Origin of the sequence: Streptomyces diastaticus subsp. diastaticus, from assembly GCF_011170125.1 — a bacterium.
Classification (GTDB): domain Bacteria; phylum Actinomycetota; class Actinomycetes; order Streptomycetales; family Streptomycetaceae; genus Streptomyces; species Streptomyces diastaticus.
Window position 1 is genome coordinate 1,138,367 of sequence record NZ_BLLN01000002.1, and the last position, 16,665, is coordinate 1,155,031.

Here is a 16,665-nt window from a genome sequence, read left to right on the forward strand (position 1 = left end):
CGCCCCCCTAATCACCCGTCCGAGGGACCGTGGGGTGGCTCACGGGCGTGCGATGCTCAGGGAACGCTCGGCCTCTGTCACCATCTACGCACGCTGAGTGACGGAAGCTGAGCCCCACCCCCCGAGAATTTCATGAAGGGAACCGGACATGGGTCCCCATCCAGCGGTCGCGGCGATACGCCTCGCGGTCCGCCGCGTCCTGAACGACCTCCTCACCGAGTACCACCACCCCCTGGCCGAGCAGCCGGCGGGCCGCCCGCCCCGCGCCGAACTGCTCGAACGGGTCGGCCGCGCCACCCGCGCCGGCCGCGCCCGCCAGATCCGCGCCCGCGCCGGCTCGGGCGCCCCCGCCCAGGTCCCCGCGCCCAGCGAGGCCCCCGCCCCGCACACCGAGGGCCCGCTCGTGCTGGTCGCCTGCTCCGGCGGCGCCGACTCGATGGCGCTCGCCTCCGCCCTCGCCTTCGAAGCCCCCCGCCTCGGCATCCGCGCCGGCGGCATCACCGTCGACCACGGCCTCCAGTACGGTTCGGACGCCCGCGCCGCCGACGTCGTCGCCCGGCTCACCGCGCTCGGCCTCGACCCGGTCGAGTCGGCCGCCGTCCGCGTGGCCGCCGCCTCCGACCGGACCGCGCACGGTGCTCCGTACGCCGGCGGGGCCCGCCGCGTCGGCCCCGAGGCCGCCGCCAGGGACGCCCGCTACGCCGCGCTCGACGAGGCCGCCGAGCGGCACGGCGCCGCCGCCGTCCTGCTGGGCCACACCCGCGACGACCAGGCCGAGACCGTCCTGCTGGGCCTGGCCCGGGGCTCCGGCATCCGCTCGCTCTCCGGCATGGCCGCCGTCTCCGGCGACTCGGGGCGCTACCGCAGGCCCTTCCTCCAGCTCGACCGGCAGACCGCCCGCACGGCCTGCCTCGCCCAGTCCCTGCCCGTCTGGGACGACCCGCACAACGCCGACCCCGCCTACACCCGCTCCCGACTGCGCCACGAGGGGCTGCCCGCGCTGGAGAAGGCGCTCGGCAAGGGCGTGGTCGAGGCGCTGGCCCGGACCGCCCAGCTCTCCCGTGACGACGCGGACGCCCTGGACGCCTGGGCCGCCCGCGAGGAGGCCGCCGTCCGTGACGAGGCCGGCGAGCTGGACTGCGCCCGGCTGCACGCCCTGCCCGCCGCCGTGCGCCGCCGCATCCTGCGCCGCGCGCTGGTCGCGGCCGGGGCGCCGGGGGGCTCCCTGTTCGCCCGGCACGTCGAGGAGGTCGACCGGCTCATCACCGGCTGGCGGGGCCAGCGGGCCATCAACCTGCCGGGCAAGGTCGAGGCCCGGCGGCAGGGTGGCAGACTTGTCCTCCGGCAAGGCTGACGCCGACCGCAGGGTTCGGACGCCGGCTCGGACGACGGCCGTCGGCCCGGGGAGCACCGCCCCCCGGCCGCGGCCGACGACGAAAGTGATGTGCGGGTGGACGCGAAAGACATGGGTGCCGACCTCGAGTCGGTGCTGCTGACCAAGGAAGAGATCGACGCCAAGCTGGTGGAGCTGGCGGGGCGGATCGACCAGGAGTACGCGGGCAAGGACCTGCTCATCGTCGGTGTCCTCAAGGGCGCCGTCATGGTCATGGCCGACCTGGCCCGGACGCTCTCCACCCCCGTCACCATGGACTGGATGGCGGTCTCCTCCTACGGCGCGGGCACCCAGTCCTCCGGCGTGGTCCGGATCCTCAAGGACCTCGACACCGACATCCAGGGCAAGCACGTCCTGATCGTCGAGGACATCATCGACTCCGGCCTGACGCTGTCCTGGCTGATCTCCAACCTCGGGTCGCGCGGCCCGGCCTCCCTGAAGGTGTGCACGCTGCTGCGCAAGCCCGAGGCGGCCAAGGTCGCCATCGACGTCGAGTGGGTCGGTTTCGACATCCCCAACGAGTTCGTCGTCGGCTACGGCCTGGACTTCGCCGAGAAGTACCGCAACCTGCCCTTCGTCGGGACCCTCGCCCCGCACGTCTACGGCGGCTGAGCCCCGCCCCGGCCCACCGGCCACCGGCCCGTACGGACGCGGGGCGGCGAGGGAACCCTCGTGCGCCGCGCGCCGTTGGAGAGGGGAAGACGGTTTCCGGGCCGTCCCCTGCGGTCGCGGGTGACAATGCTGGGGTACCGTCCGAAGAACAATTCTCAGAACTGTTCTACGGCGCACGGCTCCTGGACACGCGGATCACCGCGGTCCCGGGAGTGTCGGGCGCGGGCACGTGGCCGAGCCGCAGAGCACTCCCGAGTACAGCCTTTATCAATCTCGCGATGGCAGGAGGGACGGGGCGGCACCGCTCCGTATGGATGGACGTGAAGCGATACTTCCGTGGGCCCGTCATGTGGATCGTGCTGGCCGTCCTCGCCGTGGTCGTGTTGATGCAGGTCGTCGGTTCGTCCGGCGGGCACAAGACGGTCGACACCGGCCAGGTCGTCCAGGCGATCAACGACAAGAAAGTACAGTCGGCCAGTCTCACCACCGGTGACGACCAGATGATCAAGGTCGATCTGAAGGACGGCCAGAAGATCGACGGCAGTTCGAAGATCCAGGCCAGCTACATCGGCGACATGGGCTTCGACCTCGCCCAGAAGCTCCAGGTGGGCTACGAGGACAAGAGCATCCCCGAGGGCTACACGGTCTCGCCGTCGAAGCAGAGCCCGTTCCTGAGCATCCTGCTCTCGCTGCTGCCCTTCGTCCTGATCGTCCTGGTCTTCCTCTTCCTGATGAACCAGATGCAGGGCGGCGGCTCCCGCGTCATGCAGTTCGGGAAGTCCAAGGCCAAGCTGATCACCAAGGACACCCCGAAGACGACCTTCTCCGACGTGGCCGGTTCGGACGAGGCCGTCGAGGAGCTCCACGAGATCAAGGAGTTCCTCCAGGAGCCGGCCAAGTTCCAGGCCGTCGGCGCCAAGATCCCCAAGGGCGTGCTGCTCTACGGTCCGCCCGGCACCGGTAAGACCCTGCTGGCCCGCGCCGTCGCGGGTGAGGCGGGCGTGCCGTTCTACTCCATCTCCGGCTCCGACTTCGTCGAGATGTTCGTCGGTGTGGGCGCCTCCCGCGTCCGCGACCTCTTCGAGCAGGCCAAGGCGAACGCCCCGGCGATCGTCTTCGTCGACGAGATCGACGCCGTCGGCCGCCACCGCGGCGCCGGCATGGGCGGCGGGCACGACGAGCGCGAGCAGACCCTCAACCAGCTCCTGGTCGAGATGGACGGCTTCGACGTGCAGGGCGGTGTGATCCTCATCGCCGCCACCAACCGCCCGGACATCCTGGACCCGGCGCTGCTGCGCCCGGGCCGGTTCGACCGGCAGATCGCCGTGGACCGCCCCGACATGCAGGGCCGCCTGGAGATCCTCAAGGTCCATGTGAAGGGCAAGCCGGTCGCCCCGGACGTCGACCTCTCGGCCGTCGCCCGCCGCACCCCCGGCTTCACCGGCGCCGACCTGGCCAACGTGCTGAACGAGGCGGCGCTGCTGACCGCCCGCAGCGACCAGAAGCTGATCGACAACCACATGCTGGACGAGGCGATCGACCGCGTGGTGGCCGGCCCGCAGAAGCGGACCCGGATCATGTCCGACAAGGAGAAGAAGATCACCGCGTACCACGAGGGCGGACACGCCCTGGTCGCGGCGGCCTCGCCCAACTCCGACCCGGTGCACAAGATCACGATCCTCTCGCGCGGCCGCGCCCTCGGTTACACGATGGTGCTGCCGGAGGAGGACAAGTACTCCACCACGCGCAACGAGATGCTCGACCAGCTCGCCTACATGCTGGGTGGCCGGGCCGCCGAGGAACTGGTCTTCCACGACCCGACCACCGGCGCCGCCAACGACATCGAGAAGGCCACCGGTACGGCCCGCGCGATGGTCACCCAGTACGGCATGACCGAGCGGCTCGGCGCCATCAAGTTCGGCGGCGACAACACCGAGCCCTTCCTCGGGCGCGACATGGCGCACCAGCGCGACTACTCCGAGGAGGTCGCGGCGCTCGTCGACGAGGAGGTCAAGAAGCTCATCGAGACGGCGCACAACGAGGCCTGGGAGATCCTGGTCGAGAACCGCGACGTCCTCGACAACCTGGTCCTCGAACTGCTGGAGAAGGAGACGCTCGGCAAGGAGGAGATCGCGGAGATCTTCGCCCCGATCGTCAAGCGCCCGGCCCGCCCGGCGTGGACCGGCTCCACCCGGCGTACGCCCTCGACGCGGCCGCCGGTGCTCTCGCCCAAGGAGCTGAGCCTCACCAACGGCGCCAACGGCTCCCCGGCCGCCCTCGGCACCGGCCCGGACCTCACCAAGCCCGCCGCCTCCCCCGAGGAGCGTCCCGAGGACTGAACGACGCGTGACGGCCCCCACACCCGCTGACGGCGGGCAGGGGCTGGAATGCGGGCCGCGCCCTCCAGGTTCTAGCCTGGAGGGCGCGGCCGTTTCGTATGCCCGCAGGTGACACGCGTAATTCGCACAGGAACGAGGCAGAGATGACCGACCCGGTGACGCTGGACGGGGTGGGCGCGATCGGCGAGTTCGACGAGAAGCGGGCCGAGCACGCGGTGCGCGAGCTGCTCCTCGCCGTCGGAGAGGACCCCGACCGCGAGGGCCTGCGCGAGACGCCGGCGCGGGTCGCCCGCGCCTACCGCGAGATATTCGCCGGGCTGTGGCAGAGGCCCGAGGACGTGCTGACCACCACCTTCGACCTCGGCCACGACGAGATGGTGCTGGTCAAGGACATCGAGGTGCAGAGCAGCTGCGAGCACCACCTGGTGCCGTTCGTCGGCGTCGCCCACGTCGGCTACATCCCCTCGGCCGACGGCAAGATCACCGGACTCTCCAAGCTGGCCCGCCTGGTCGACGTCTACGCCCGCCGCCCGCAGGTCCAGGAGCGGCTGACCACGCAGATCGCCGACTCCCTCATGGAGATCCTGGAGCCGCGCGGCGTCATCGTCGTCATGGAGTGCGAGCACATGTGCATGACGATGCGCGGGGTCCGCAAGCCGGGCGCCAAGACGATCACCTCGGCGGTCCGCGGCCAGCTCCGCGACGCGGCCACCCGCAACGAGGCGATGAGCCTGATCATGGCCCGCTGACCCGGGCCGGGCCACGACGTACGAAGGCCGGGCGCCCCGCGCGGGGCGCCCGGCCTTCTCGTAGGAGAGGGCGGCGGTCAGACGGTGGGCGCGGCGCCCGGGGTGTCGTCGTCGCCGTCCTCGGGGAGCTTGCAGACCCGCTCCAGGAAGAGCCCGGCGGCGATCACGCCGACGCCCGCGACCAGGGAGGCGCCCGCGTAGAGCGCCTGGTCGGCGCGGGCGGGGACCTCCAGGTACCCGAGGAGGAAGACCGCCACACCGCCGTACAACCCGGCGACCAGGGACGCCACCAGCGCGCTCGCCTGCCCGAAGACCAGGGCGCGGGCGGCCACCAGCGGGTCGACGCCCTTGGCCTCCGGGCGCCGCTCGCGCTGCGCGCGCAGTCGTGAGCGGAACGCCAGGGCCGTCGCCAGGAGTACGGCGGCGATGGCCGCCAGCACGATCGGGGCGAACAGCGGGACCGCGGGCAGGGTGCCGAGGGCGTCCCAGAGCCGGGCACCCGCCCAGGACAGTACGGCGGCGACCACGAGGAGGCCGGCCAGTGTCCTGACGCGGAGCTGCTTCACGGAGGTGAGGTCCTTTCGCACGCGTCCCGGGTGGCTCCCGCGACGTCACTGGGGGCGGCCGGGTGGGCGTCCGGCCATCCTGCCGGGTGCCGGAGGCGGGCGGGGCCCCGCCTCCAGCTTGCCCCGGGCGCGGGGCGTACGCCCAGCCGCTCCGCCGGGGAAACGTCTACTCGGGGAGCCGGAGTTCCAGGTCCTCGCGGCGGGTCACGCCGTCCCCGGCGACGCCCGACAGCAGCTCGTCCACCGAGCCGTGGCCCGGCAGCTGAGCCTCGGGGTCGACGTCGTGCCAGGGGGCGAGGACGAAGGCCCGCTCGTGGGCGTGCGGGTGGGGGAGGGTGAGCTGGGGGTCGGCCGAGACGACGTCGGCGTAGGCGACGATGTCGACGTCGAGGGTGCGCGGACCCCAGCGCTCGTCGCGGACCCGGTGGAACGCCTCCTCGACGGCCTGCGCGCGCTCCAGCAGGGAGCCGGGCGGCAGCGTCGTACGGATCACCGCCACCGCGTTGAAGTAGGAGGGCTGGGAGTCCTGCTCGACGCCCCAGGGCGCCGTCTCGTAGACCGGGGAGACGGCTTTGACCCGCAGACCGGGGGTGTCCTCCAGCGCGTCGACGGCGCCCTGGAGGGTCTCCAGGCGGTTGCCGAGGTTGCTGCCGAGGGAGATCACGGCGGTCTTCGGGTTGGAGAGCGTCACGTCGGCGGCGTCCACCTGCTCGACGACGGAGGCCGGGACCGGCTGTACGGTCGGGTCGCTGCTGTTCTGATTCATACACGGCTCCGGGTGATGGTGACGGTCACGTCGTCGAACGGGACGGTGATCGGGGCGTCCGGCTTGTGGACGGTGACCTCGACCTCCTGGACCGCGTCGGTCTTCAGACAGGTACGGGCGATGCGCTCGGCCAGCGTCTCGATGAGATTCACCGGCTCGCCCTCGACCACGGCCACGACCTCCTCGGCGACGACGCCGTAGTGGACGGTCCTCGTCAGGTCGTCGTCCTCGGCGGCGGGCCGGGTGTCCAGGCTCAGGACGAGGTCGACGATGAAGGTCTGGCCTTCCTCGCGCTCCTTGGGAAAGACACCGTGGTGCCCTCGGCCCTTCAGGCCGCGCAGCGCGACACGATCCACGCGAATCACTCCTGCTCTCGTCGTTGTCGGCGGTGGTGCGCGCGTGCGGTCCCGCCCACCGGCCTCCGCCGAGGCTACCGGTGGCCCCCGGCACGGCCCTCCCACGGGGTGGGGACGGCACGGGGAAGAACCGGGGAACCTCACATGACGCACACGGCCGCACCCGCCCCGGAGCCGGTCCCCCCACCCCGGGCAGGGACGGCGAGAGGCCCCTACCCACAACGCCCGCCGATCAGCCCGCCGTCAGGCAGGGGATTCCTCACCCGGCCCGTCGTCCTCGTCGCCGTCCTCCCCGTCCAGCTCGGCGAGGACCGGGGAGGCGTGGTGCGACCAGAGCTTCCACCCCTCGGTGGTGCGGCGGAAGACGTTGGTGGCGACGACGAGCTGCCCCACCAGCGGGCCCAGCTCGCCGTCCTCCGGCGGCGGGCCGCCGCTGAGGATGTTCTCCGTGCAGGTCACGATCGCCGTCGCGCCGAGCAGCGAGGTCTGCACGTCGGTCAGGATGAACTGGATGTAGTCGGTGTTCGCCATGATCACGGCGTAGGAGCGGAGCACCTCGCCCCGGCCGCTGAGGACCGGCCAGCCGGGGTGCACGCAGGAGAGCGACTCCTCGTCCAGCCAGAGCGCGGCCAGCTCCGCGTAGTCCCCGCGTTCCACGATGTCGTAGTACTCGGCGTTGGCACGCTCGACCTGCTCGATCTCGGTGGGGGTCACCGGGCTCCGTTCGTCGGGGGCGCGCCGTGGCGCGCGGGGGGAAGGCTGCGGGGTGGGACGGGCCGGCGGTCAGCGGGCGGCCTCGACCGCCCGGGCCACGCGGACGGCGTCGGCGGTCGGCCGGACGTCGTGGACGCGGACGGCCCAGGCGCCGGCCTGTGCGGCGAGCGCGGAGACGGCGGCGGTGGCCGCGTCCCGCTCGCGGGCGGGCGGCGGGGCGGCGTCGGGGCCGGCCAGCACCCGGCCCAGGAAACGCTTGCGGGAGGCGGCGACCAGCAGGGGGTGGCCGAGCGCCCGCAGCCGGTCCAGGTGGGCGACGAGGGCCAGGTCGTGCGGGGCCTCCTTGGCGAAGCCGAGGCCCGGGTCGACGACGATCCGGTCGGGGGCGACGCCTCCGGCGAGGGCCGCGTCGACCCGTGTCCGCAGCTCGTCGGTGACCTCGCCGACCACGTCGGTGTAGACGGCCCGGCCGGCCATCGTCTCGCTGAGGCCGCGCCAGTGCATCACCACGAACGGGGCTCCGGCGCCCGCCACCACCGGGATCATCGCGGGATCGGCGAGACCGCCACTGACGTCGTTGACCAGCAGGGCTCCGGCGGCCAGCGACTGCTCGGCGACGGTGGCGCGCATCGTGTCGACCGAGACCACCAGGCCCTCGGCGGCCAGCGTCCGCACCACGGGCACCACCCGGCGCAGCTCCTCGGCCTCGTCCACCCGGGGCGCGCCCGGGCGGGTCGACTCGCCGCCCACGTCGATCAGGTCGGCGCCGTGCGAGGCCAGGTCCAGGCCGCGCTTGACCGCCCGTTCGGTGTCGAACCAGCGGCCGCCGTCCGAGAACGAGTCGGGCGTGACGTTGACCACACCCATGACCGCGCAGCGGTCCCACTCCGGAAGCCCTGCGACGCGCCCGCGCCCAAACGACGTACTCATGTCTCCAGCCTAGAGGCGTGCGGGGGGCCCACCACCCCACGGACCCCCCGGAGCCGGGCGGCACCCGCACGTGCCGTGCCACGGCTCGCGACGCGCGGGGCCCGGCGGGATCGGGTCAGACGGCGTGCACCGACTCCAGGGCGATGTCCTGGCGCGGTACGGCGCGGGAGTCGGCGGCCGTGGAGCGGCGCAGGGCCTCGTGGAGGGCGGCCGGGGTGAGGACGCCGAGGAAGCGGTGGTCCGCGTCGGGGTCGAGGACGGCGATCCACCCGGCGTCGTGCTGGAGCATGGTGGCGAAGGCGCGTTTGAGGGGCGCGCCGACCGGCAGCCACGCCTCCATCCGGCGCGCCTCGGCGCCGACGGTCCCCTCGGCGCCCTCGGCCAGCGCCGCCGAGATCCAGCCGTGCAGCCTCTCCTCGCCGTCCAGCACCACGGCCCAGCGGGCGCCCTCGGCGCGCAGCCGCTCCCCGGCGGCGGCCAGCGGGTCGTCGAGGTGGACCACCGGCGGCTGCTCCAGGTCACCGGGCTCGATCGGGGTGACCGAGAGCCGCTTCAGGCCCCGGTCGGCCCCGACGAAGTCCGCGACGTACGGGGTGGCGGGGGCGCCGAGCACGGCGGCGGGGGTGTCGAACTGCTCGATGCGGCCGTGCCCGTAGACGGCGATGCGGTCGCCGAGGCGGACCGCCTCCTCGATGTCGTGGGTGACGAACAGCACGGTCTTGTCGACCTCTGCCTGGAGTTTCAGGAACTCGTTCTGGAGGTGCTCGCGGACCACCGGGTCGACCGCGCCGAACGGCTCGTCCATCAGCAGCACCGGCGGGTCGGCGGCGAGCGCGCGCGCCACCCCGACGCGCTGGCGCTGGCCGCCGGAGAGCTGCTCCGGGTAGCGGGCGCCGTGCGTGGAGGGGTCGAGGCCGACCAGCTCCAGCAGCTCGGCGGCGCGGGCGCGGGCCTTCTCGCGCTTCCAGCCGAGCAGGTGCGGGACGGTCGCGGTGTTCTCCAGGACCGTCTTGTGCGGGAAGAGCCCGACCTGCTGGATGACGTAGCCGATGCGGCGGCGGAGCTCGACCGGGTCGGCGGCGGATATGTCCTCACCGTCCAGGAGGATCCGGCCGGAGGTCGGCTCGATGAGCCGGTTGACCATCTTCATGGTCGTCGTCTTGCCGCACCCGGAGGGCCCGACCAGCGTGACGAGCTCTCCCGCCGCGACCTCGAAGGTGAGGTCGTCGACCGCGGTCGTCCCGTCCGCGTACACCTTGCTGACTTGCTCGAACCGGATCATGGTCCCCATTGTGGTGGCGGTGGATGGTGGGCGTGTGAAGGCTGTGTTGCGGGTGCGCCCCGGAAAGGGGCGAACCCCGGCGATTGTCGGTGCCCGGCGCTAGGGTCGCAGAATGTCGTGGACACCTGTTCGGTAAGGATGGTTCCGCGGCGGTTTCCGCGGGCCTGTCCGGAAGGGTCGCGCATGGCGGGCCTTTTCGCACGAGGACCGTCGAACAGGGGTGTGAACGGCGGGAAGCGGGGGAGGCGGGCGGGGTGAGCGCAGAGAACTGCCTGGTGGCCAACGACTGGGTCTGCGGTGAGTACCTCCGTACGCGCGGCCAGGACCTGGTGGACGCGACCCTCCAGCACATCGGGATCACCGCGGCCGCCGTCGTGATCGGCGTGCTGATCGCCTTCCCGCTGGCGGTCCTCGCCCACCGCAGGCGCGCCTTCGCGGCCCCGGTCCTCGCGGTGACCACGCTCTTCTACACGATCCCCTCGCTCGCCATGTTCTCGCTGCTGCTCCCGTTCTTCGGGCTCTCGGCGGCGCTGGTGATCACCGGGCTGGTGCTCTACTCGCTGACGATCCTGGTGCGGAACACCCTCGCGGGGCTCGACGCCGTCCCCCAGGAGGTCCGCGAGGCGGCCACCGGCATGGGGTACGGGCCGTGGCGGCTGCTCCGGGAGGTCGAGGTGCCGCTCGCGCTGCCCGCGCTGCTCGCCGGGGTGCGCATCACCACGGTCTCCACGGTCGCCCTCACCACCGTCGGCGCCATCGTCGACCACGGCGGCCTCGGCTCCCTCATCCTCGACGGCCTCGACACCGACTTCCGCGCCCAGGTGCTCGCCGCCTCGGCGCTCTGCGTGGTCCTCGCGATCACCGCGGACCTGCTCCTCCTCGGCCTGCAACGGCTCTGCACCCCCTGGACGCGCCCGGGAGCCGCCGCGCCGGGCCCGGCCCCCGCGAGGAAGGCGGCCCCGACCCCGTGAACGACCTCATCGGCGCCTGGACCTGGCTCACCACCGCCGCCCACTGGCAGGGCGAGAAGGGCGTGGGCAACCGCCTCGGCGAGCACCTCTACTACAGCGGTGTCTGCCTGGCGATCGCCAGCCTCGTCGCCCTCCCGCTCGCCCTGTGGCTCGGCCACCTCGGCAAGGGCGGCACCCTCGCGGTCAACATCTCCAACGTCGGCCGCGCCGTGCCCACCCTCGCCGTGCTCATCCTGCTCTCCCTCACCCCGCTCGGCGCCCACGAGGGCGTGCCGACACTGATCGCCCTGGTGCTCTTCGCGGTGCCGCCCCTGCTGACCAACGCCTACCTCGGGATGCGCGAGGTGGACCGGCCCGTGGTGGAGGCCGCCCGGGGGATGGGGATGAGCGGCTGGCAGGTGTTCCGCCGGGTCGAACTGCCGCTGGCGCAGCCGCTGCTGATGACCGGGCTGCGCACCGCCGGTGTCCAGGTCGTCGCCACCGCCACGCTCGCCGCGATGGCCGGGGAGGGCGGGCTCGGCCGGATCATCACCGCCGGGTTCGGGCTGAGCGACACCCCGCAGGTGATAGCCGGGGCGTTCCTCGTCGCCCTGCTGGCGGTGCTGGTCGAAGGGGTCCTGGTGATGGTCACCCGGCTGACGGCGCCCGACCGTGGCGTGGCGGGGGCGGCGCGGGGCCGGGCCGCCGGTCCGCCGGGCGGCGGCCTTCGCGCGGACGCCGGTGCGCCGGCCCGGGGCCCGGCGTCCGACACCTCGTACTGATCCGGCATGTCGCACCGCGCCCCGGGGCCCGGCCCCGGCCCGGCCCGACGCGCGCCGACGTGCCCCGTCCCGACCTGGCCTGACCTGACGAATGGTGGTTGACCCATGAACAGCAACACGCGACGGACTTCGCGGTTCGGCCGGAGGTCCGGTGCCGCGCTCGCCGTGGCCGCCCTCGCCGTCTCCCTCGCCGCCTGCGGCGGGGAGAGCCTGGAGGACCAGGGGAAGGGGGACGGGGCCGGTTCGGGTGAGGGCGGCAAGGGCTCGCTCGTCGTCGGCGCCGCCCGCTTCACCGAGGCCAAGGTGCTCGGCGAGCTGTACGCCCAGATCCTGCGCGACGGCGGCTACGACACGGACGTCAAGACGGTGCAGAACCGCGAGGTCTACGCCAGGGAGCTGGAGAAGGGGACGATCGACGTCGTTCCCGAGTACGCGGCGACGCTCACCGAGTTCTTCAACCTGGAGAAGAACGGTCCCGACGCCGAGCCGGTCGCCTCCAGTGACGCCGAGGCCACCGTCGCCGAGCTGAAGAAGTTCGCCGGGCCGAAGGGGCTCACCGTGCTGGCGCACGGCGAGGCCGTCGACCAGAACGCCTTCGCGGTCAGCAGGGAATTCGCCGACGAACACGGCCTGAAGACGCTTTCGGATCTCGGTGAGTCCGGCGAGAAGGTCAGGATCGCGGCGGGCGACGAATGCGAGAGCCGCCCGTTCTGCGCCCCGGGCCTGAAGAAGACCTACGGCATCGACGTGACCGGGATCGACCCGAAGGGCGTCGGCACCCCGCAGGCCAAGCAGGCGGTGAAGAACGGCACCGACCAGCTCGTGCTGACCACCACCACCGACGCCACCCTCGCCAACTACGACCTGGTACTGCTGGAGGACGACAAGAAGCTCCAGAACGCCGACAACATCCTCCCGGTCGTGCACACCGAGGACGCCGGGGACAAGGAGATAGCCGACCTCCTCGGCAAGCTCACCAAGACCCTCACCACCGAGGACCTCGCCGAGCTGAACCGCCAGGTGGACGAGGAGCGCCGGAAGGAGGCCGACGTCGCCGGGGCCTACCTGGAGAAGAAGGGCCTGCTGGACTCCTGAGTCCGCGGTGCTCCCCCTCCGGCGGGCCGGGTCCGCCACCGCGTGCGGTCTGCGGTGAGCGGGCCGCGCCCGCCGGGGCCCGGGGCGTTTCGCGGTGGGCTTCGGCACTGCGGCGGCGTTCGCGGAGAGCGCGGACAGGTGGCCGTGAACGATCTTGAAATACGGGCGGCCCGCCGGTGCGCGGGAGCCGGACTCCCAGCTCCCTCCGGGGCCCCGGCGTGCGGTCTCGGCCGCTCTTCCGGGCGGTTCTCCCGGTGGCCGGCGCACAGGCCCCCTGGGGACAGGGGGAGTTCTCCCGTGGTGGCGGTCGCGGAACGGGCGGCGGGTGCCGCGCGACTCCTCGTACCGGCGGAGGAGATTTCCGGGCGGGGCTCCATTCGCGCGCCTACGCGCGGTAAGTTTCTGGCCATGCCACGTGGACGTCATCGCCATTCCCCACCGCTGCACCGGCTGCTGCCGCCGACGGTCCTCGCCGCGCTCGCCCTGGCCTGCGCCGCACTGGCCTGGGCCTTCCCCGACCCGCTGGTGCTGCGGCTGCTGGTGGCCGCCGCGGCCCTCGCCGCCGTGGTCAGCTCCGTCCTCATGCGGCGCTGGGACCGTGAGGCGGGCAAGCGGGTCGCCGAGCTGACCCGGACCCGGTCCGGCGCCGAGTGGCGCCACGAGGAGCGCGTCGCCGAACTGGAGGCGGACCTCGAGGAGTCCCGGGAACTGCGCACGAGGCTGGAGCAGAAGCTCCGGGCCAAGCGCACCGAGATCGCCGGGCTGCGCGGCGAGCACGCCGCCCTGCTGCGCCGCTACGCCAACGCCGAGACCGGGCGGGCCCGCGCCCTGGAAGGCCGCCGCCGGCTCGCCGTCGAGGCGGCCGCGCCGGCCCGCGCCCTGCCCGCCGCCACCCCGGTCCCGGCCGCCGGCCTCGCCCCCGTACCGGCGCCCGGGCAGGCCCAGGTGCCCGCCCCCGGCGCCCACCGGGTGCCGCGGCAGCCCACCCCCGAACTCTTCCGGCGGGCCGGTGCCGCGCTGGATCTCCTCGCGCGCGGGCAGGCCCCGCAGCCCACCACCGCGGAGGGGGACCCGGCGGCGGGGAAGCCCCCGGCGGCCGCCCCGCAGCGCCCTGCGTACGGACCGGTCGCCGGCACCATCGAAAGCGGGTACCCCTCGGTGCCCGTCGCCGCGACCGTCGTCGACCCGGCCCGCGCCCGGGCGCCCCGCACCGTCGGCGGCTTCGACTTCTTCGGCACCGCCGGGCAGTCGCCCACCGAGGCGCTGGAGCGCGAGGACCTCGCGGACGTCGTCGGCGAGGAGGCGCTCGCCGCCCACCGGCAGGACGCCACCCGGCCCGCCTCCGCCCCGCAGGGCGTGGTGGGCGGCCGGGCCGCCGGGCCGAAGCACGTGCGCGAGCCGTCCTCCCCGTCGCAGGCCGCCACCGGCAGCACCGACGAGGACGCCGACGACGACCGGGCCGACACCGCCTTCCCGCGGCGCGAAGCGCACGGCCGCGGCGACGAGGTCGGCCACGTCATCGACCTGACCGAGCACGACGAGACCGAACAGCTCGACGTGGCCCCCCTGCGTACCGCCCTGCGGGCCTGACGGCCCCCACCCCGCACCTGGTCGGCCGCGCCGATCCGCACAGCCCCGCACCGGAACGTGGCCCGGTCGCGGGGCTGCCGTGTGCCGGGGGCGCGGTGGCCCGGGACCCCCGGGGCCCGGGCTTCGGGCAGTGCGAAAACTTCTTGTCCGTCCCCACGGGGTCCGTGAGGGTGAGCGGAATGCCGTGAGTGCGGCGACCGCGGCGCCTTCCGGTCCTGCCGACACGACGGTCCCCCGTCAGGACAGAAGTGAACGAAGGGCAGGAACCCATGGCGGCCACGACCACTGACGCCGGTACCGCACCGACGGGCCATCCACAGCGCTGGCTCATCCTCGGCGTCATCTGCCTGGCCCAGTTGACGGTACTGCTCGACAACACGGTGCTGAACGTCGCGATCCCCTCCCTCACCCGGGAGCTGGGCGCCTCGACCTCCGACATCCAGTGGATGATCAACGCCTACTCGCTGGTGCAGTCGGGGCTGCTGCTGACGGCGGGCAGCTCCGCCGACCGGTACGGGCGGAAGAAGATGCTGGTCGTCGGTCTCGCCGTGTTCGGCGTGGGCTCGCTGGTGGCCGGACTCGCGCAGTCCTCGGCCCAGTTGATCGTGGCCCGCGCCGGCATGGGCGTCGGCGGGGCGCTGCTGATCACCACCACCCTCGCCGTGGTCGTCCAGATCTTCGACGAGCAGGAGCGGGTCCGGGCGATCGGCCTGTGGGCCACGGTCAACGCGCTCGGCGTCGCGGTCGGCCCGCTGGTCGGCGGTGTCATCCTCAACCACTTCTCCTGGGGCGTCATCTTCCTCATCAACATCCCGGTCGCCCTGCTGGGCCTGGTCGCCGTGGTGGCGCTGGTGCCCGAGTCGAAGAGTAAGGACGGCGAACGGCCCGACCTGCTCGGCGCACTGCTCTCCACGGTCGGCATGACCGGCGTGGTGTACGCGATCATCTCCGGCCCGGAGCACGGCTGGCTCTCCGGGTACGTGGCGGCCTCCGGTGCGATCGGCCTCGCGGTGCTGGCCGTGTTCGTCCTCTGGGAGCTGCACACCCCGCACCCCATGCTCGACATGCGGTTCTTCCGCGACCGGCGGTTCGTCGGCGCGGTGGCGGGCGCGGTGCTGATCGCCTTCGGCATGGGAGGCTCGCTCTTCCTGCTCACCCAGCACCTCCAGTTCGTCCTCGGCTACGGGCCGCTGGAGGCGGGGCTGCGGATCGCCCCGCTCGCGGTCAGCGTCGTCGTCCTCAACCTCGTCGGCATCGGCGCCTGGGTGCTGCCGAAGATCGGTACGCCGCTGACCATCGCCATCGGCATGGGCCTTCTCTCGGCCGGCCTCGCCGTGATCGCCGTGTTCGGCAGCGCGTCGTACACCGGGATGGTGTCCGGGCTCGTCGTGATGGGCATCGGCATCGCGCTGGCCACGCCCGCCATGGCCAACGCGCTGATGAGCGCGATCCCCCGGGAGAAGGCGGGCGTGGGGGCCGCGGTCAACGGCACGCTCGGGGAGTTCGGCAACGGGCTCGGCGTCGCGACCCTGGGCGCCGTCCTCAACTCCCGCTTCGCCGCCCTCGTCCCCGGCGCGGTCGGTGCCGCCTCGCTGCCCAGCGTCCTGGCCGAGGCCGACACCGCCGCCGAACGCCGCGTGATCGCCGACGGCTTCGCCTCCGGTCTGGAGACGAGCCAGCTCTTCGGCGCGGTGGCCGTCCTGCTCGGCGGGGCTCTGGCCGCCTTCCTGCTGTGGCGCGCGGAGCGGGCCACACCGGCGGTCGCCCCGGAGACGCCGGTGGCCGACCAGGCCGGCATCGCGGTGGCGAGTGGCCCGGAGCCGGAGAAGGACGAGAAGCCGGAGGCCGCCGGCGTGTGATCCCCGCCCGCCGAGTGGTGGGGCCCGCCCGGCACGGGGCGAGCCTCCAGCCTCGGCGCGCGGATGCCGCCGTATCCGGAAGGCTCGACCCTCGGGACAGTGGGGTCGGGCCTTCCGGGCACGGCGGGTCCGGTGCTCGGACAGCGAGGCCGCGGAGGGCGCGGAGGGCGCGGCAGGCCAAAAGTTGGTGGCGGTGCCGGGGGACACCGAAGCGGACCTCGCGGCCTTCTGCCTGACCGGGAGTTCCCGGTGCGCCGATCACCGGCGGAGCGGGGCAGGGGTGTGCGCCGCCGCGCCGGAAGGGGACCGGGCGACGGGGGCGGGGGGAGCGGCGGCCGTCGCCGCCGCGGGTCCGCTCTTGCGAGGACGAGGCGGCGGAAGGACCGCCTACGCCCGCGGGGCGGCCGTGACTGCACGCGCCAGGGCCTCGAACGACGGCCGCCGGCCTCGGCCCGGGCGGTGCGGGACCCGCCGCCCGGCAGCGGGCCTCGGTCGCCTGACGACCGTGGCCGGACCGGCGGCCCTGGCGAGGCCACCGGCGTGTCCGGCCGCCGCCCGGGTGACTGTCGCCCCGGGACCGTCCGGTGACGCGGTCGCCGAAGGAGCGCCGGAGGCGGGCCTGATCGTGTGCCGGTCGCCCCGCGCGGAGCCGGCCCTGACACCGGGACGCGGTGGCGGGCCC

Annotated in this window: 15 protein-coding genes; 9 read left to right on the forward strand and 6 right to left on the reverse strand. The window is 73.6% G+C overall.

The features are described 5' to 3' along the window. Nucleotides 1-148: 148 nt before the first annotated feature. The 4 genes from tilS to folE all read left to right on the forward strand — a co-directional run bounded on the left by tilS (nt 149) and on the right by folE (nt 5,093). Nucleotides 149-1,354, forward strand: a complete 1,206-nt coding sequence (gene tilS, locus Sdia_RS06830; RefSeq protein WP_100455458.1) for a tRNA lysidine(34) synthetase TilS — start codon at nt 149-151, stop codon at nt 1,352-1,354. Nucleotides 1,355-1,465: 111 nt separating this feature from the next. Beyond that, a complete protein-coding gene (gene hpt / locus Sdia_RS06835; protein WP_100455459.1) occupies nt 1,466-2,005 on the forward strand; it encodes a hypoxanthine phosphoribosyltransferase in 540 nt (179 codons plus the stop codon). 314 nt (nt 2,006-2,319) lie between these two features. After that, nucleotides 2,320-4,344 carry an ATP-dependent zinc metalloprotease FtsH gene (gene ftsH, locus Sdia_RS06840; protein ID WP_100455460.1) on the forward strand — a complete coding sequence of 675 codons (2,025 nt, stop codon included), beginning with the start codon at nt 2,320-2,322 and terminating at the stop codon, nt 4,342-4,344. 143 nt (nt 4,345-4,487) lie between these two features. Then, nucleotides 4,488-5,093 carry a GTP cyclohydrolase I FolE gene (gene folE / locus Sdia_RS06845; protein WP_100455461.1) on the forward strand — a complete coding sequence of 202 codons (606 nt, stop codon included), beginning with the start codon at nt 4,488-4,490 and terminating at the stop codon, nt 5,091-5,093. A 77-nt stretch (nt 5,094-5,170) separates the two neighbouring features. Here folE and Sdia_RS06850 read toward each other — a convergent pair whose 3' ends face one another. The 6 genes from Sdia_RS06850 to Sdia_RS06875 all read right to left on the reverse strand — a co-directional run bounded on the left by Sdia_RS06850 (nt 5,171) and on the right by Sdia_RS06875 (nt 9,707). Then, on the reverse strand, nt 5,171-5,659 hold the full coding sequence (locus Sdia_RS06850) for a DUF3180 domain-containing protein (RefSeq protein WP_100455503.1): 489 nt from the start codon (nt 5,657-5,659) through the stop codon (nt 5,171-5,173). A gap of 166 nt (nt 5,660-5,825) precedes the next feature. Beyond that, the gene (folK, locus tag Sdia_RS06855; RefSeq protein WP_100455462.1) at nt 5,826-6,425 is read right to left on the reverse strand and encodes a 2-amino-4-hydroxy-6-hydroxymethyldihydropteridine diphosphokinase; all 600 of its coding nucleotides are present in this window, start codon (nt 6,423-6,425) and stop codon (nt 5,826-5,828) included. Beyond that, nucleotides 6,422-6,781: a dihydroneopterin aldolase gene (gene folB / locus Sdia_RS06860; protein ID WP_229831562.1), complete on the reverse strand. Its 360-nt coding sequence runs from the start codon at nt 6,779-6,781 to the stop codon at nt 6,422-6,424. The genes folK and folB overlap by 4 nt, the downstream gene beginning before the upstream one ends. A gap of 243 nt (nt 6,782-7,024) precedes the next feature. Next, nucleotides 7,025-7,495, reverse strand: a complete 471-nt coding sequence (locus tag Sdia_RS06865) for a nuclear transport factor 2 family protein (RefSeq protein ID WP_100455464.1) — start codon at nt 7,493-7,495, stop codon at nt 7,025-7,027. A gap of 69 nt (nt 7,496-7,564) precedes the next feature. Beyond that, nucleotides 7,565-8,425, reverse strand: coding sequence for a dihydropteroate synthase (folP, locus tag Sdia_RS06870; protein ID WP_115068791.1), 861 nt, complete (start codon nt 8,423-8,425; stop codon nt 7,565-7,567). 115 nt (nt 8,426-8,540) lie between these two features. After that, nucleotides 8,541-9,707 carry an ABC transporter ATP-binding protein gene (locus tag Sdia_RS06875; protein ID WP_100455466.1) on the reverse strand — a complete coding sequence of 389 codons (1,167 nt, stop codon included), beginning with the start codon at nt 9,705-9,707 and terminating at the stop codon, nt 8,541-8,543. Nucleotides 9,708-9,961: 254 nt separating this feature from the next. Here Sdia_RS06875 and Sdia_RS06880 point away from each other — a divergent pair, with 254 nt between their 5' ends. The 5 genes from Sdia_RS06880 (at nt 9,962) to Sdia_RS06900 (ending at nt 15,983) form a co-directional block, all read left to right on the forward strand. After that, nucleotides 9,962-10,678 carry an ABC transporter permease gene (locus Sdia_RS06880; protein WP_100455467.1) on the forward strand — a complete coding sequence of 239 codons (717 nt, stop codon included), beginning with the start codon at nt 9,962-9,964 and terminating at the stop codon, nt 10,676-10,678. After that, nucleotides 10,675-11,439 carry an ABC transporter permease gene (locus Sdia_RS06885; RefSeq protein WP_100455468.1) on the forward strand — a complete coding sequence of 255 codons (765 nt, stop codon included), beginning with the start codon at nt 10,675-10,677 and terminating at the stop codon, nt 11,437-11,439. The genes Sdia_RS06880 and Sdia_RS06885 overlap by 4 nt, the downstream gene beginning before the upstream one ends. 105 nt (nt 11,440-11,544) lie before the next feature. After that, nucleotides 11,545-12,534, forward strand: coding sequence for an ABC transporter substrate-binding protein (locus Sdia_RS06890; RefSeq protein WP_185393104.1), 990 nt, complete (start codon nt 11,545-11,547; stop codon nt 12,532-12,534). Nucleotides 12,535-12,942: 408 nt separating this feature from the next. After that, on the forward strand, nt 12,943-14,124 hold the full coding sequence (locus Sdia_RS06895; protein WP_115068790.1) for a coiled-coil domain-containing protein: 1,182 nt from the start codon (nt 12,943-12,945) through the stop codon (nt 14,122-14,124). A gap of 269 nt (nt 14,125-14,393) precedes the next feature. Beyond that, entirely contained in the window at nt 14,394-15,983 is a 1,590-nt protein-coding gene (locus Sdia_RS06900) for an MFS transporter (RefSeq protein ID WP_100455471.1), read from the forward strand. The last annotated feature ends 682 nt before the right edge of the window (nt 15,984-16,665 follow it).

Bases quoted from the DNA above. Each gene is read 5' to 3' on its own strand.
- hpt (WP_100455459.1), top strand. From the start codon at position 1,466: ATGGGTGCCGACCTCGAGTCGGTGCTGCTGACCAAGGAAGAGATCGAC.
- folK (WP_100455462.1), bottom strand. From the start codon at position 6,425: ATGAATCAGAACAGCAGCGACCCGACCGTACAGCCGGTCCCGGCCTCC.
- Sdia_RS06890 (WP_185393104.1), top strand. From the start codon at position 11,545: ATGAACAGCAACACGCGACGGACTTCGCGGTTCGGCCGGAGGTCCGGT.
- folP (WP_115068791.1), bottom strand. From the start codon at position 8,425: ATGAGTACGTCGTTTGGGCGCGGGCGCGTCGCAGGGCTTCCGGAGTGG.
- folE (WP_100455461.1), top strand. From the start codon at position 4,488: ATGACCGACCCGGTGACGCTGGACGGGGTGGGCGCGATCGGCGAGTTC.
- Sdia_RS06900 (WP_100455471.1), top strand. From the start codon at position 14,394: ATGGCGGCCACGACCACTGACGCCGGTACCGCACCGACGGGCCATCCA.
- Sdia_RS06895 (WP_115068790.1), top strand. From the start codon at position 12,943: ATGCCACGTGGACGTCATCGCCATTCCCCACCGCTGCACCGGCTGCTG.
- tilS (WP_100455458.1), top strand. From the start codon at position 149: ATGGGTCCCCATCCAGCGGTCGCGGCGATACGCCTCGCGGTCCGCCGC.
- Sdia_RS06875 (WP_100455466.1), bottom strand. From the start codon at position 9,707: ATGATCCGGTTCGAGCAAGTCAGCAAGGTGTACGCGGACGGGACGACC.
- ftsH (WP_100455460.1), top strand. From the start codon at position 2,320: ATGGACGTGAAGCGATACTTCCGTGGGCCCGTCATGTGGATCGTGCTG.